The sequence below is a fragment of the Pseudomonas sp. LBUM1662 genome, from assembly GCF_059695915.1.
Genome location: NZ_CP166793.1, coordinates 1520503 through 1534753 on the forward strand (window position 1 = coordinate 1520503; position 14251 = coordinate 1534753).

General features: G+C 57.2%; 18 protein-coding genes. 10 read left to right on the top strand and 8 right to left on the bottom strand.

Translation table 11 applies throughout. The annotated features are described in order from the left end of the window. Positions 1 to 19 precede the first annotated feature (19 nt). The gene (locus ACA049_RS06770) at positions 20 to 508 is read right to left on the bottom strand and encodes a DMT family transporter (RefSeq protein WP_497334111.1); all 489 of its coding nucleotides are present in this window, start codon (positions 506 to 508) and stop codon (positions 20 to 22) included. A gap of 77 nt (positions 509 to 585) precedes the next feature. Here ACA049_RS06770 and ACA049_RS06775 point away from each other — a divergent pair, with 77 nt between their 5' ends. Then, a complete protein-coding gene (locus ACA049_RS06775) occupies positions 586 to 1497 on the top strand; it encodes a LysR substrate-binding domain-containing protein (RefSeq protein ID WP_497336787.1) in 912 nt (303 codons plus the stop codon). A gap of 31 nt (positions 1498 to 1528) precedes the next feature. Here the strand turns inward: ACA049_RS06775 and ACA049_RS06780 are convergent, their stop codons facing one another. Continuing rightward, the gene (locus ACA049_RS06780) at positions 1529 to 1813 is read right to left on the bottom strand and encodes a type II toxin-antitoxin system RelE/ParE family toxin (protein ID WP_497297783.1); all 285 of its coding nucleotides are present in this window, start codon (positions 1811 to 1813) and stop codon (positions 1529 to 1531) included. Then, complete coding sequence (locus tag ACA049_RS06785) at positions 1803 to 2042, bottom strand: CopG family ribbon-helix-helix protein (RefSeq protein WP_497334113.1); 240 nt, start codon at positions 2040 to 2042, stop codon at positions 1803 to 1805. Before ACA049_RS06785 ends, ACA049_RS06780 begins: the two co-directional genes overlap by 11 nt. 119 nt (positions 2043 to 2161) lie before the next feature. Here ACA049_RS06785 and ACA049_RS06790 point away from each other — a divergent pair, with 119 nt between their 5' ends. The 6 genes from ACA049_RS06790 (at position 2162) to ACA049_RS06815 (ending at position 6345) form a co-directional block, all read left to right on the top strand. Further along, positions 2162 to 2932: a PA3715 family protein gene (locus tag ACA049_RS06790; RefSeq protein WP_497334115.1), complete on the top strand. Its 771-nt coding sequence runs from the start codon at positions 2162 to 2164 to the stop codon at positions 2930 to 2932. A 3-nt stretch (positions 2933 to 2935) separates the two neighbouring features. Then, the gene (gene fos / locus ACA049_RS06795) at positions 2936 to 3373 is read left to right on the top strand and encodes a fosfomycin resistance glutathione transferase (protein ID WP_497334117.1); all 438 of its coding nucleotides are present in this window, start codon (positions 2936 to 2938) and stop codon (positions 3371 to 3373) included. Positions 3374 to 3417: 44 nt separating this feature from the next. Continuing rightward, positions 3418 to 4056 carry a LysE family translocator gene (locus ACA049_RS06800; protein WP_497334119.1) on the top strand — a complete coding sequence of 213 codons (639 nt, stop codon included), beginning with the start codon at positions 3418 to 3420 and terminating at the stop codon, positions 4054 to 4056. Between the two features lie 84 nt (positions 4057 to 4140). Continuing rightward, entirely contained in the window at positions 4141 to 5490 is a 1350-nt protein-coding gene (locus ACA049_RS06805) for a sensor domain-containing protein (protein WP_497334121.1), read from the top strand. A gap of 117 nt (positions 5491 to 5607) precedes the next feature. Further along, the gene (locus ACA049_RS06810) at positions 5608 to 5766 is read left to right on the top strand and encodes a KGG domain-containing protein (RefSeq protein WP_010462447.1); all 159 of its coding nucleotides are present in this window, start codon (positions 5608 to 5610) and stop codon (positions 5764 to 5766) included. Positions 5767 to 5841: 75 nt separating this feature from the next. Next, a complete protein-coding gene (locus ACA049_RS06815; RefSeq protein ID WP_497334123.1) occupies positions 5842 to 6345 on the top strand; it encodes a DUF4142 domain-containing protein in 504 nt (167 codons plus the stop codon). A gap of 65 nt (positions 6346 to 6410) precedes the next feature. Here ACA049_RS06815 and ACA049_RS06820 read toward each other — a convergent pair whose 3' ends face one another. The 3 genes from ACA049_RS06820 to ACA049_RS06830 all read right to left on the bottom strand — a co-directional run bounded on the left by ACA049_RS06820 (position 6411) and on the right by ACA049_RS06830 (position 8219). Then, complete coding sequence (locus tag ACA049_RS06820; RefSeq protein ID WP_438660524.1) at positions 6411 to 6821, bottom strand: low affinity iron permease family protein; 411 nt, start codon at positions 6819 to 6821, stop codon at positions 6411 to 6413. A 230-nt stretch (positions 6822 to 7051) separates the two neighbouring features. Then, positions 7052 to 7591 (bottom strand): AidA/PixA family protein, encoded by a 540-nt coding sequence (locus tag ACA049_RS06825; protein ID WP_497334125.1) that lies wholly within the window; start codon positions 7589 to 7591, stop codon positions 7052 to 7054. Between the two features lie 124 nt (positions 7592 to 7715). Next, a complete protein-coding gene (locus tag ACA049_RS06830; protein WP_497334127.1) occupies positions 7716 to 8219 on the bottom strand; it encodes an inclusion body family protein in 504 nt (167 codons plus the stop codon). A gap of 394 nt (positions 8220 to 8613) precedes the next feature. Between ACA049_RS06830 and tam the strand changes: the two genes are divergently transcribed. Next, positions 8614 to 9384 (top strand): trans-aconitate 2-methyltransferase, encoded by a 771-nt coding sequence (tam, locus tag ACA049_RS06835; RefSeq protein WP_497334129.1) that lies wholly within the window; start codon positions 8614 to 8616, stop codon positions 9382 to 9384. 261 nt (positions 9385 to 9645) lie between these two features. Here the strand turns inward: tam and ACA049_RS06840 are convergent, their stop codons facing one another. Then, entirely contained in the window at positions 9646 to 10374 is a 729-nt protein-coding gene (locus ACA049_RS06840; RefSeq protein ID WP_497334131.1) for a class I SAM-dependent methyltransferase, read from the bottom strand. A gap of 430 nt (positions 10375 to 10804) precedes the next feature. Beyond that, complete coding sequence (locus tag ACA049_RS06845) at positions 10805 to 11068, bottom strand: hypothetical protein (RefSeq protein WP_010462435.1); 264 nt, start codon at positions 11066 to 11068, stop codon at positions 10805 to 10807. A gap of 1119 nt (positions 11069 to 12187) precedes the next feature. On the opposite strand from ACA049_RS06845, the gene ACA049_RS06850 reads away from it, so the two are divergent. Both ACA049_RS06850 and ACA049_RS06855 read left to right on the top strand, forming a co-directional pair. Continuing rightward, entirely contained in the window at positions 12188 to 12424 is a 237-nt protein-coding gene (locus tag ACA049_RS06850; RefSeq protein WP_497334133.1) for a hypothetical protein, read from the top strand. A 290-nt stretch (positions 12425 to 12714) separates the two neighbouring features. After that, the gene (locus ACA049_RS06855) at positions 12715 to 14247 is read left to right on the top strand and encodes a multicopper oxidase family protein (protein WP_497334135.1); all 1533 of its coding nucleotides are present in this window, start codon (positions 12715 to 12717) and stop codon (positions 14245 to 14247) included. Positions 14248 to 14251 lie beyond the last annotated feature (4 nt).

Consider the following 14251-nt stretch of genomic DNA (forward strand, 5'->3'; position numbering starts at 1 on the left):
GCGGCCTGACAGTCTCAGCTTAACCCGCAGTCACCAACCCCTTCCCTGGCGCAGCACTGAACTGAATCAACGCCACACCCGCCATCAACAACACCGCCCCCAACACCCGCGGCAACGTCATCTGCCGTTCCACCAACCCGAACAACCCAAAGTGATCCAGCACCAGCGAAGCCACCACCTGTCCCGCCAGCGCCAACGCAATAAACCCCGACGCCCCAAGCTTGGGCAGCAGCATCAGCGCCAACGAAATAAAACACACCCCGAACGCACCACCGGCCCACATCCACAGAGGCGCCTTGGTGATGAACGCCAGCGACGGCAGCGGCAAGCGCAGCGCCAACATGATCGGCAACAACACCACGATACTCACCAGCAACGACGCGAGCGTCGCCCACAACGGATGACCCAGCCCACGCGTGAGGTTGGCGTTGATCGCACTCTGAAACGGCACCACCGCCCCGGCCACCACGGCCAGCAGCAACAGCCCGGCCCAATGCAACGTACTCATGATCGTTCTCCAACAGGTTTTGCTGGACTCTAGAGTATTCGTCGCGCAGATTTAAATTCCGAATTGCTATGCAGAACATGCATCAGATGAATGATCTACGGCGCATCGACCTCAACTTGCTGGTGATCCTCGACGCCTTGCTCAGCGAGCAGCACGTCACTCGGGCAGCCGAGCGTTTGCACCTGAGCCAACCGGCGGTCAGCCATGCCCTGGCCAGGTTGCGCGACGTGCTGGGCGATCCTTTGCTGGTGCGCGCAGGCGCCACGCTCGTACCCACCCCGCGTGCTCTGGAGTTGATCGCGCCCTTGACCGAAGCCCTTGCCCAGGTGCAATCGCTGCTGGCGCCAAACGCCTTCGACCCGGCCACGGCCAAGCGCACGTTTCGTCTGGCGATGTCCGACTATGGAGCGGCCATCGTCCTGCCAGGTCTGATTCGCACGTTGCGCCGGGAAGCGCCGGGCATCGACCTGCAAATCAGCCACGCCAGCCGCGAAGGCATGCTCGACGCGGTCCTCAACGGCGACATCGACGTTGCGGCCGGGGTCTTTCCGGAACTGCCCAACGAGCTGCGCAGCACGCCGCTGTTCGAAGAGCACTACGCCTGTCTGGTGGACCGCAACAGCTTGCCTGCCGATGGCGTGCTTGACCTGCCGACCTACCTCGCGCGGCCACACGTCCTGCTGGAAATGCGTGGCAGCGGCACCCCGGAAATCGAGCGAGCCCTGACGGCGTTGCGCGAACGCCGTCGCGTCGCGATCAGCCTGCCGCACTGGAGCGTCGCCCCGGAATTCATCAGCGGCACGGACCTGATCCTTACCGTAGCTTCACGTGGGCTGCGCGAGATTGATGAACGCTCGCTGATCGTGGTGCCGCCGCCGTTTCATATTCCGTCGTTTACGTTTGTGCTGGTCTGGCACAAGCGACGGGGCGGGGATCAGGCGTTGAACTGGTTGAATGGGCGGATTGGGGAGGGGATAAGGCACGGATGACGTTCTATCCAGTGCCCTGATTTTGTTGTGTTCACCAATTGGCAGGCGGAAGACGTCTGGTATGAAAGACCCTTAATACCTGGAGGCATCCTTGACGAACTCGGTAAGGGATTAGATAAGGTCGATCTGGCAAGACCCATTCGCGGGTACCGGGCAGGCGGCCTTCCCGTCCGGTTGCCGGAAAGCGAGAAAGGTGATCGACGCTTGCGAGGATAGCTTGGACGAAGTCTGCCGCGGCTTTCGGGTTCTCTATTGCTATATAAGCGGCTTCGTCATCCAGATTTTTCAATGCAGTACGCAACCACTCAACGCGCATTGGCAGTCCACTTATCGGCGATTGCTTTTACTTCCTCGGGTGATGCGAAGTCTTCGGCGTCAGCTTCCTTCAGAGCCTTTTGAATTTCCTCTATTTGCCAGGCTTCCCGGGCGAGGTATTCACGCAGCGCTTCCACAGCAAGAAATGACTTGCTGCGGCCAGTGGCCTTGGAAAGATTGGCGAGGGTATCGGCGATTTCGTCTGGCAAGCGCAAAGACATGACGGACATGGCGGACTCGATGTAGTGGTTTGTAATACAACATACTACATCGTCGCGCATGGGGGGATGCTAGCCCGTTCGTCTGGCATAACACTGATTGAGCGGATGCACCGAGCCGGGGATAGTGCGTGGCTGAAATCACATCGTTAAAAGGAGCAGGGAAAATGACATTGAGGTCTGGATTGATCGGTTGTGCTGTCGTGTGCAGTTTCCTGGTGACCACCGAAGCGCTGGCGAGATGTGAAAAGCCGCCGCTTTCGAGCGAATTCGGATATTCGGTGTGCAAGGACTGGCCAGCCTATCCGGCACTGTCGATTACCGCTTTGTCACAACTTGAGCCCCGGCCTTCGTCTGATAGTTCGGGCCGCGATGGGACCTACGATCTCAACCTTGCGCTGGTTTCTACTGGCGGGTTGAAGCCGGTGGCGACGTATCATCGCGCATCCGTTTTTGAGTCGGATGCGATTGCGTTGGAAGACCTGCAACTCGACACGGCCCGATACAAACTCACTTCCGATCTGCGCGCCTTTGGTTTACGAGCCTTGTTCAAAGGCTCGTCACGCATCAATCCATTCGATCAAACGTTGCTCTCGCTCTACGTGAAAGACGGTGAAATGGTGCGTCCGGTCATGGATAGGTTGATCACCTATCAGTACAGCGGCGAGTGGGATGGCAATTGTGCCGGTGAGCGTTCTGAAGTTGTTCGAACCGTCGAAATGGGCAACACCAGTTCCCATGGTTACGCAGACCTAATCGTTAAATCGGTATCTACCACTACGGTTGGGGACGGTGAGGGCGAAGCATGTGAATCCAGATCAACGAAAACCAAACCCGTAATAACCACTTTGCGTTACGACGGTAAACAATATGTAGTCCCCGAAGCTCTTACAGGTTTATGACCCATGCTCACCGGCCTCAACCACCTGACCCTCGCCGTCACCGACCTGAACCGCAGCGTGGCGTTCTATCGCGACCTGCTGCAACTGCGGCTTGAAGCTTCTTGGGACACGGGCGCCTACCTCTCGTTACCGGGTTTGTGGCTGTGCCTTTCCCTAGATCCACTGCGTAAATCCGAACCCACCGTCGATTACTCCCACTACGCCTTCACCCTCAGCGCAACCGATTTCCCAGTGTTCGTCGAACACCTGCGATCCGCCAACGTGCAGGAATGGCGCGACAACCGCAGCGAAGGCGCGTCCTTCTATTTCCTCGACCCGGACGGCCACAAGCTTGAAGCCCACGTCGGGGACCTGGCGTCCCGGCTGGCAGCCTGCCGCGAGCGTCCGTACGCGGGAATGAAGTTCTTCGACGATCAGTCAGTCGATATTCTCGAGACCTGATATAGACTTGCGCCCATTCACCGAATAGTTAAAAAGGACTTCCAATGACTCCATCGCTGCTAATGGCCGTTCTCGCCTCGGGATTTATCTACGGCATCACGCCGGGCCCGGGTGTGTTGGCGGTGTTTGGCATTGGTGCGGCGCGTGGACGGCGGGCGGGGGCGGGGTTTCTCTGTGGGCACTTGCTGGGGGACGTGGTCTGGTGCAGCACGGCACTGATCGCGATTGTCGGCGCACGGGAAATCGGCAGCACGGCGTTCGATGTGTTGGGTGTGCTCAGCGGTCTGTACCTGTTTTGGCTCGGTTTGCGCGCCATACGGGCCAAGCGCAGCAGCGCCGATGCCCCTCAAGGCCCGGCTCGCCAGCCCTTTTGGCACGGCATTCTGTTCGGCCTGACTAATCCGAAGGCTTACCCCGTGGCGGTAGCGACGTTCACGGCGCTGCTGTCGAGCCGCGCGGAGTTGCTGCACTGGTCAATGTTGCCGTGGTTGATTGCCCTGAGCTTCGTCGGTGGCCTGATGGCCTACGCTATCCTCATTGGCATTGTCGGCGCGCGGCAGGTGCGCACCTTGTATCAACGCCATGAACTGGCGATCACCCGGTTGTGCGGGGTGATGTTTATTGGTTTCGCCATCAACGCCCTCGCTCATGCGCTACCGGGGCTGGTGACAAACAAGGTTTGAGGTTGAGCGCACGGATGCGTCAGCTGTACTGAACGGTCAGGGAGAGTTCTTTTTGCTGCATTGTCCGGACACGCTCATCGCACCATGGCAACCAGAAATTCCGCGCCGTTGGCGAGCTACATCGATCTCTTGCTGGACGCCGTCTGTGCGGTGGATAAACAAGGTCGCTTCGTATTTGTCAGCGCGGCCTGCGAGCGTATTTTCGGCTACACCGCGGACGAGCTGATCGGCCAGGCGATGATCGACATGGTGCATCCCGCCGATCGCCAGCGCACCCTCGATGCGGCGCGCGAAATCATGGACGGTGACCCCAAACTCAACTTCGAAAACCGTTACCTGCGCAAGGACGGCGCGGTGGTGCATATCCTGTGGTCGGCGCGCTGGTCTGAAGTCGATCAGTTGCGCATTGCCGTGGCCCGGGACATCACCGAGCGCAAGCAGGCCGAGTCCCGGCAAGCGGCGTTGTATGCGATTTCCGAAGCGGCCCACGCGGCGGAAGATTTGCTGGCGCTGTTCAAGCGTGTCCATTTGATCATCGGCGAATGGCTGCCGGCGCTGAATTTCTCCGTGGCGCTGTATGACGAACACTGCGCGCAGCTGAATTTCCCGTATCACGTCAATGACCATGAGCTGCAACCCGAGCAGCCCGGAACCGTCACCGGCCGCCTCTGCGCCGAAGTCATTCGCAGCGGCCTGCCGATTTTGCTGACCCCGGACCAGGACAACCCGCCAGAAGGATTCGAGGTGCTGGTCGCCGGGCCGGATGCGCCTTGCTGGCTGGGTGTGCCGTTGAACTCGCAAAACGGCACCATCGGCGCGCTGATCGTCAAAAGCGTACCGGGTGGCGAGCGATATACCGAGCAAGACAAGGAACTGCTGCAATACGTCTGCGCCCAGATCGCGACCGCGATAGAGCGCAAGCAATTACATGCCCGACTGCAACGCATGGCCCAATACGACCAACTGACTCAGCTGCCCAACCGAGCGTTGCTGCGTGACCGGCTCAAAGACTCGCTGGCGCTGGCCCGCACGGATTGCGGACGAATGGCGCTGCTGTACGTCGACCTCGACCGCTTCAAGGAAGTCAACGACACCCACGGTCATGCGGTCGGCGACATGCTGTTGCAAGCGGTCGCCAATCGGCTCAAGGGCTGCGTGCGTGAGACCGACACGGTGGCGCGCATCGGTGGCGATGAGTTCGTAGTGTTATTGCACAGCATCCACGCGTCGGAAGATGCTGACCGCGTGGCGGGAAAAATCCTTCGGGTTCTGGCGCAGCCCCTGCGCCTGGACGGGCACAGCGTGAACATCCAGCCGAGTATCGGCGTCGCGCATTACCCCGAGCACGGCACCGAAGAAAAGCAGCTGTTCCGGCATGCCGATGAGGCCATGTACGCGGCCAAGCGCCGAAATCACCAGCGCCTCGGGGTCTGAAAAAACGGCCACCGTTCGTCGCGGCGATTTCAATTTTTCTAAACCTTTGTGGCGATCGAAATTCAGATTCTATGCGGGCTCCTGCTCGCCGCGATCATCACCAAGAGGTAGAGAATCATGCCTAACTCAAGAAACTCGAACTCGGGAAACTTCGCCAACGATCGAACGAAGGCGTCTGAAGCCGGTCGCAAAGGTGGGAAAACTACCACCACGACTGTCGACAAAGACCCTGCGAAACCCGATATGGGCCGTAAAGGCGGTCAGAAATCGAAATAGTCGGTGAAGGTAGTTTTGATTGAGAGGCGGGGGCGAAAGCTCCCGCTTGAATTTTTTCAGAAGGAGGGCGCGACCATGAGCCGGATGGCCACCCGATTACGCACTGCCAGTTTTGCCACGTTGCTGGGCCTGTTTGCCAACAGTGCCTTCGCCCAGTCGCCCGCCGAATTCATCAACGATGCCTCGGCCAAAGGCATGGCCGACATCGAAGCCAGTCGCCTGGCGCACCAGAAAACCGAATCCAAAGAGGTCAAGGACTACACCATCGTGGTCATCAACGACCGGACGACCGCCAACCAGCACCTGGCGAAAATCGCCAAGCAGCTGGACTTGCCGGTGGCCCCTCGCGAAGAAGTGGTCGACAAGGCCAAAGCGTTGATGCCGCAAGTGAAGGACGACGCCACCTTCGACCAGGCCTATGCCGCCAGTCAGGTGAAAACCACTCAGGAAGCCATTGAGCAACTTCAGCAAACCGCACAGACCACCGACGTGCCGGAAATCAAGGCTTTCGCTGAAGAAACGCTGCCAAAATTGCAAAACCATCTGCAAATGGCCAGGGCGCTTCAAGCCGGTCGATAGCACCGCGTTTGACGATGTTCAAAGCAAACGGCGCGTGACTCATATCACGCGCCGTTTTGTTGTGCTCAGCACTCATTCAAATCCTGTTTGCGCTTGCTCGAAGCCGCCAGCCCCGCCAGGCCATGCACGTCTTTTTCGCCCATGGCGCGATAGTGTTTACGCAGCGCCTCCAGTTGCTTGAGGTCCAGTGCCTCAAGCCCCAGCATCGCGTTCTGTGCCTCCTTGTTTACCCGCAGCAACTCATCGATCTTCAGATGGAGGATGTCGGTGTCGCGGTTCTGCGTGTTCTGGATCAGGAACACCATCAGAAACGTGATGATGGTTGTGGACGTGTTGATGATTAGCTGCCAGGTATCGTTGTAATCAAAAATCGGCCCGCTCAACCCCCACAGCGCAATCAGAATCAAAGCCCCCATGAACGTCTTGGGACTGCCGGCCCACAGGGCGAGTTTCTGCGAGATTTTTGCGAATTTCATTACCGTGTTCCTTATTGGGATGCGCCTGAATTTCAGACAGCGACGGCTCGTTGAAAATTCGACTTAAAAACCCCAATTCTGCGACGCCCCCGACCCCTGTAGGAGCTGTCGAGTGAAACGAGGCTGCGATCTTTTGATCTTGATCTTTTTAAAAGCAAGATCAAAAGATCGCAGCCTCGTTTCACTCGACAGCTCCTACAGAGTTCCTACACAGCGCAGGCACCTATCGCTCAGGGTGTCACCTTCACATCAACCGCCCAGCGGAAGTACCCCAACGCCGCGCAGCTTTTATCGATCAGCATGAAGTTCAGTTCACACGCCTCGACCCCCGTGGCCAATTGCGTGCACTGCCAATAATGATCATCGGCCGAATGGCTGCCCGGTTCGGTCGGGTTTTCAGGGTCGGGTGCAGGCACGGTCAGGTTTTCTTTGACCACCAGTTCAGGCGTTGAAAGTACGCCTGCATCGCCTGCTGACATCCCGTAGAACACCACGCTGTGCTCGGCGAGCAAGCTGACGGTTCTGCTGCGGATATGGAAAGTCGATCCAGTGCCTAGGGTTAGCGTAATTGAGCTGTCATTTATTGTACTTTGTGGTGTTGGAGATCCGTTGATGGCGAAGATGAAACCATCGGCAATAGACGTCGGGTTTTCAGGCTCAAGGCTGGGATCTGGATAGCGTAAAAGCAGGGATTCGGCATCAACAACCAGCAACACATTGTGGGCCGTCGCAACGCTGGATGAAGGGGGTTTGATCGGTTCGGAAGTCATCATGGATTCCTTTCATGATGGTGACGCAAAACGGCAGCCGCTTCGGTTCATGCAAGACATCCCGTTCCTGTCGAGGCGGCAACGAACTTGGCAGGCCCCTTGTCGCCAAGGGGCCAGACCATCGTCAGTTACGGATGGTAATGAACGGATCCCACGAGCAGCAGCCAACGATCTTGCAGTCGCGATCCACGATCAGGAAGTGGAAGTGGTAGGTCACGCTGCCGCTCGACAGGGTTTCCGAAGACCAGTAATGGTTATCGACTTTCTGGCAGCTCGGCACCGACGGGTTGCTGGTGTTGGGAACGGCGACGCAGGCTGTAGCCTTGCGCGGCGTGGGTGTGGAGATCAATTCGTTGCCGACGTTGCCAATGAATTTGTAGAAAATCACTGCCGTCTCGAAGCTCTGCGACAGGCTGGTTTCACGCCAGCGAATCAGATCGCCCACCTGGGCTTTCAAGTTGAGTTCACCACCGGCCTGACCATTTATCACGTTGTCCCGGTTGGTCACCATGTACACATGATTGACGTCGATCAGCGTCGGCGAGGCGGGATTTTTGCTGATGTTCGGGTAGTTTTTCAGAATGGTTTCAGTGTCGATTGAAACAAGAACATCCGTGACTCGAGACATAGTAAAGCTCCTTGTTCATAGTGAGCGCCTGGCATCTTTCCAGGCGCAACAACGCTTGCTTGCCTTGCGGCTGCTGCGAAAACACTACGGACGGAACCCACCGATCACGGGAGATAAATTGGCCTTGCTCCTGCGTGCAAACTGATAAGTCGGGTTCCTTCCGACAGGCCGCGATTAGGACTATAGATGCGAAACATAGGCTGTCAAAATTGATTGACCTATCGCTCGACGAACGGTCGATATAGTTATGACCTCCGATGATTTGGCGATAAAAAACCGCTCACTCAAAACCTCTTTCGCCATAGGTGGGATAGGGCAGGGCGCACCGGTCGCGGTATCGTAGCGAACCCGTTGTGCGCCGCTGCCCACAACAACGCACCGACAGGAGAACGCAATGAGTTGGTCCGCCAAACAATACGTCGCTTTTGAAGATGAACGCACACGTCCGGCTCGTGATTTGCTCGCGGCGATTCCGCCCGTGGACGCGCGCTCGGCCATCGACATCGGTTGCGGCCCCGGCAATTCGACCGAGTTGCTGGTGGAGCGCTTCGCCGATGCCACGGTGCGTGGCCTGGACAGTTCGATCGATATGATCGAGGCCGCCCGCAAGCGCTTGCCGCAGCTGCAATTCGACACGGCTGACATCGATACCTGGAACGAACCTGGACCGTTCGATGTGATTTTCGCCAACGCTGTTTTGCAGTGGGTGCCCGACCACGCGACGTTACTGCCTTCGCTGGCCGCCCGACTGACCGAGGGCGGCAGCCTGGCCATCCAGATGCCTGACAACCTCAACGAGCCGTCCCATCGCCTGATGCGCGAAGTCGCTGCCGATGGGCCGTGGGCCAGCAAGTTGGCGGACGCCGCAGGGCAACGCACGGACATGGCGAGCGCAGGAGATTACTACTCGATGCTGCGACCGCACTGTGCGCGAGTCGACGTGTGGCGCACCACCTACCATCACCCCCTCGCGGGCGGGGCGTCGGGTGTGGTCGAGTGGTTCAAGGGCAGCGGCTTGCGGCCGTTTCTCGAGCCGCTGAATGACGCCGAGAAGGCGCAATACCTCAAGCAGTATCACGCCGCCATCGAGCAGGCTTATCCGGCACTGAGCGATGGTTCGGTGCTGCTGCCGTTCCCGCGGTTGTTTATCGTCGCGACGCGCTAGGGCAAAAAGGGACGGATCACGCTGAACGTCATCTGTCCCTTTGCCTGGCACTCAGGTATTCAAAAATAAACGAAGCAAAGCCGAACAACCCGATCATCGAAATGATCATGATCCCCAACTCTGAATTGTCCATGTTGATCTCTAGGTGAAAGGTGAGCCGCCAGAATAAGGCATCTGTGGACAGGCCCAACGCGGCGATACGTTGTCTTTACCGGGTATCGGGAATTCATACGCAAAAATTACGATGACCCGGCATGGACCTCAGCGCTGAACGCTGACCAGCAACATCATCGGCCGCTCCCGCTCTTCGGCCAGGGCCGGTTGCGCCGCCAACTCTGCATCGGTCGGTCCCCACTCGTTGACATGCCGGATGCTGAAACCTGCGCCAATCAGCGTATTAAGCAACGTACCGATGGTGCGATGCTGTTTGATCACACCTTCGGCCAGCCAGTGGGTCACCCGCTCGCCTTCCCGTTGATAACTGTCTAGCGGCCAGCGCTTGTTCCCTTCGCCATCAATCAGCCAGCCCGGATTACGCGGCGCCATGAAGATTGGGTGTTCGATGGAAAATACGAAGCGTGAACCGGGTTTAAGGGCTGAGTGGATTTTGGCGAACAGACCCGGGAGATCCTTGATGTAGTGCAGCGCCAAAGAACTGTATGCCAGATCGAAACTGGCTGCGGGCAGATCGAGTTGTTCAAGATCGGCGCGGGCGTACTGGATATTGGTTTGCGACGTTGTCTTGCGTGCCTGCTCCAGCATTTTTTCCGAAACGTCCAGGCCGAGTACGCTCTCGGCGCCGTGTTCACTGGCCCAGCGACAGAACCAGCCGTATCCGCAGCCGAGGTCGACCACCTTCAGGCCTTTCGTGGGCGGCAGCATTGCTTTGAGTGCAGGCCATTCCGGGGCTGCGTCGAGACCGCCGATGGAGCGAGCCATCTGGCTGTAGCCCTGGAAAAATTCTGGGTCGTCGTAGATGTTTTGAGTCATGTTTGGTGGGCTCTGTTGAGATCGTTCACGGGCGGCACCTGATGTGCGGCCGATTGGGTTCCCTCGGAGAATAGTGGCGCGTGTTCGTTGATGGCCGCGCAGGGGAGAGGGTGGTTGAAGATAGGGAAATGCTAGCGGGTTGGGCGGGGAGGGGGAACGGGGTGAGCGTTGGGGGGTTGTAAGCTCGATTCAATTACAAACAGCCGTCCAGAACAATGTAAGGCAGTTAAGCGTGACACCGAACCTGTGGCGAGGGAGCTTGCTCCCGTCGGACTGCGCAGCAGTCCCTTTTTGGGGCCGCTTCGCGACCCAGCGGGAGCAAGCTCCCTCGCCACAGTAATAGATCGCTCAGGCGAACTCTTACTGCCCATTGTTGGCCGGCCATGACACGCAAAGGGCACCTCGAAAGGTACCCGGTGTAGCGTCAGAACTATTCCGCGTCCATACGCCGAGCAATGACGTCCAGCACATCGCAACCGTCGCGCAAGGGCACACAGCACAGCAATGCAAAGTCGCTGAGGATCACCGCGTCAGATGTGATGTCGCCTCGCATCGCGAGGTTTTCAAGAAGCTGCGTCACGGCCCGTATTCTGTAACTGGCGGTGCTGAGCAGTGAATGCAGCGGTTGGGTGGTGTTGACGTAGAGCGAGGGAAGGTCGTCGGCGTTGCTGGTTAAAGCCATATATTCGTTCATGAGTCATTACCGTTAGTAGGTGGAAGACCTACCACTCAATCGTCGCCAAACAATGGGGTGGCAGCTGTACGCAGGTTGGCGAACCGGACAACGGTAAAACCGGCAGACCCGAAGGTCTCCCACGCACAGCTACCAAAAAAAGCGCAGCAAAGTGCAGTCAGAAAAAGCTCCGAAAAAGCTCGGAGTGCTTCTGAATCGTTGTCATCGAGTCGCCAAACCCAATACGCCATTTGGGCGCGGAACGGACTATAGGCCTCGTGACAACAGTGCAGCAATGCGCAAGTCTACGGACAATTCCCACCGTAGTGTAGGACCTTGCCTTTTCGATAATTGGCCACTTTCGTGCCACTAGCGAATGAGCTCTCGACAGCAAAAGGCTACGCGTTGATCTGGTAATACAGGGCAAAGGGTGCCGACAAAACCGTTACTGGGGCAACGAAAACGCTAACAAACCCCCTGCTTTACGCGAAAACGTTAATTTCCGCCATGAAACACAAACCCCAGACACAAAAAAACCGGCCATCAAGGCCGGTTTTTTCTTTAACTGCATCTCCCGTCAAAAAACAACGTGAGACAAAAATCGATTGGAGCGGGTGAAGGGAGTCGAACTATCCAGTAAAATCGCTGGTTATGTCAGGTTTTTATAGTTGGGCATACACGTGGGCATACAAAATGCCGTCTGCTAGGCATATCGTCTCCAATAGAAGACCCCGCAAATCACCAAATCTTAAGCGTGGAAACTATCCGGCCAATCATTAGTAATCCAAAGGCACCAGCCTCGCCATATTGTCGGACTCGTTTCTTTTATGCCAAAGCTTCGTAAGCGTCCAGCCAACACCTCCCGAAGGTCCGCTGCCGGCCAATAGCGGCCCCTCGCAACAGGCAGCAATCGGGCCATAAGCAGCCATCGGATGGAGTGATGGAAAATGGCAGCTAAGCTTTCCTCTAATGCCGGCCTTTCGCTTAGTCAGCCCTTCGTAACCGTCTCGGAGGGGTGCCAGTGAAACGATATGCAACGCTCGTCGCGGTCCAAACTTTTCGTGCCTGGTACCGAAATAAAATGAGTAATGGTTTTGCCGGATCACCGCCGAGAGTGTTAACGACAACGGGAGTTTTCCAATGCGAGCCAACAGATTGATTCTTGTAGCGTTTCTTTTGATCACAGGTCTGATTTCTCATTCGGCCATCGTCGTTGCCGAAGGGGATGTTGCCAATGATGTCAGGGATGGTGTTAGAGACGTCGACAAAGATGTTGATCGCGATGCAAAAGACGTCGATGAAGAAGCAAAAAAACTGGAAAAAGAACAGCATAAAGAAGATCGTCATCTAGACAAGGAAGAGAAAAAACACCTTTGAGGGATTGACGATGAGCCCAAGGTAAGCGACCGATTTTCTTCCTGCCAGCAGGAGAAATCTTGATTCAGTCCCGTTTTCTCACTGAGTACGGGATATCAGTGTAGGCATGGATCCAGGCCCTTGCGCCTGCTCGTGTCTGTTCTACACTGCAAAACGTTGCGCGCAAATCTACTCAAGGCCACGCAGGACTTGGTTTTTCACATTGCGCGGTGGGCTGCTCACCTTCGGCAACATGCGGGCGGATTGAATCACAACTGTCATTCCCTGCCATGCTACTGGAGGTCGCAAACATGCTAAGCGCTTTCGGCGTCCGCGCCTTTGCAATCTGCGCGAGCGTGGTCGCTCTTGCGCTCAGCGGATGCTCGACCCAAAGCTCCACCGAGCCTGCGTCCCAGCCTCTGCGGCAAAACCCCGAGTTTTCATATGATGGCAATGGCGTGACTCATGCCACGCTGACGGCGGCCGAGCAACAGGTCAATGTGGGCAATGAGCGATATGTTTCGTTGGTATTCAACGGCGATTACGATTCGCCGCTGATTCGCACGCGACCGGGCGGAACCATGGCGATCCGTCTGGATAATCGTATGGACGAAATCACTAACCTGCATTTTCACGGCATGCAGGTGTCGCCACTGGACGAAGGCGATAATATTTTTCGCGTGACCCAGCCCCATCAGATTGGCATATACAACGTCAAACTACCGCTGGCTCACAGCCCGGGTGCCTACTGGTATCACAGCCATTTCCATGGCGGATCCCAGCGCCAGGTGTCGGCAGGGATCGCCGGACCGATCCTGGTCGATGGCATGCTTGACCCGTTCCCCGAACTCAAGGGCATCAAGGAACAAGTCCTGGTCCTGCGTAATTTTCAGAAAACACTGACCGGCAAAGTCGCCAGCGAGATCATCACCAGCGCGCCGTCGATTCGCACGATCAATGGCCAGGAAGTGCCGATCATCGACATAAAGCCAGGGGAAACCCAGCTGTGGCACTTCATCAATATTGCCGCCAATCAGTACTTCCGAATTCGCATCAGCGGCCAGTCGGTGCAGGTGCTGTCGCGCGACGGCAACACCGTTACGCGGAGGGTCGACACTGACCAAGTGCTGATCGGGCCGTCGGCGCGCTTCAGTGTGTTGGTGGTTGGGCCGCCGGCGGGATCCTATGAAATCGAAACCGGCTCCGGCAACACTGGCCCGGCGGGCGATGACTATCCCGAAGCCAAACTTGCCGTGCTGCGCTCCAGCGGTGAGCGGGTCGCGACGCGGCAGATCACCAGCGCCTACCCAGCGGCCGAGGACTTAAGCAAGATCGCAGTGAACAAGACGCGCCAGTTCGCCTTCCAGGATTCTGACACCGACCCCAATGCGTTCCTGATCAACGGCACACGTTTCGAGCTGGACCGGGTCAACACCACGGTCAAACTTGGTGACGTCGAAGAGTGGCGCCTGTTCAATCCGTCCCAGGAATTGCACCAGTTTCATATTCACCAAGTGGACTTCCAGGTTACCGAAATCAACGATAAACCGGTGCAGTTCAGCGGCTATCGGGACAACGTGTTCATACCCGCCACAGGCTCGATCACCGTGCGAATCCCCTTTCGCGATCCGGTAATTCTCGGCAAGTTCGTCTACCACTGTCACATCCTCGAACATGAGGACGGCGGCATGATGCAGGCGATCCAGGTGGTCAAGCCCGAGGACTACGAACAGGCAGTCAAGCTTGAACCCCTAGGCGGGCTGTACGGTGAAAACAACCAGTTGTGCTCCTACCTGCGCAACACCGGAAAGGACCCGAAAGCGTCCAGCCCACTGATCAAGTAAAAGG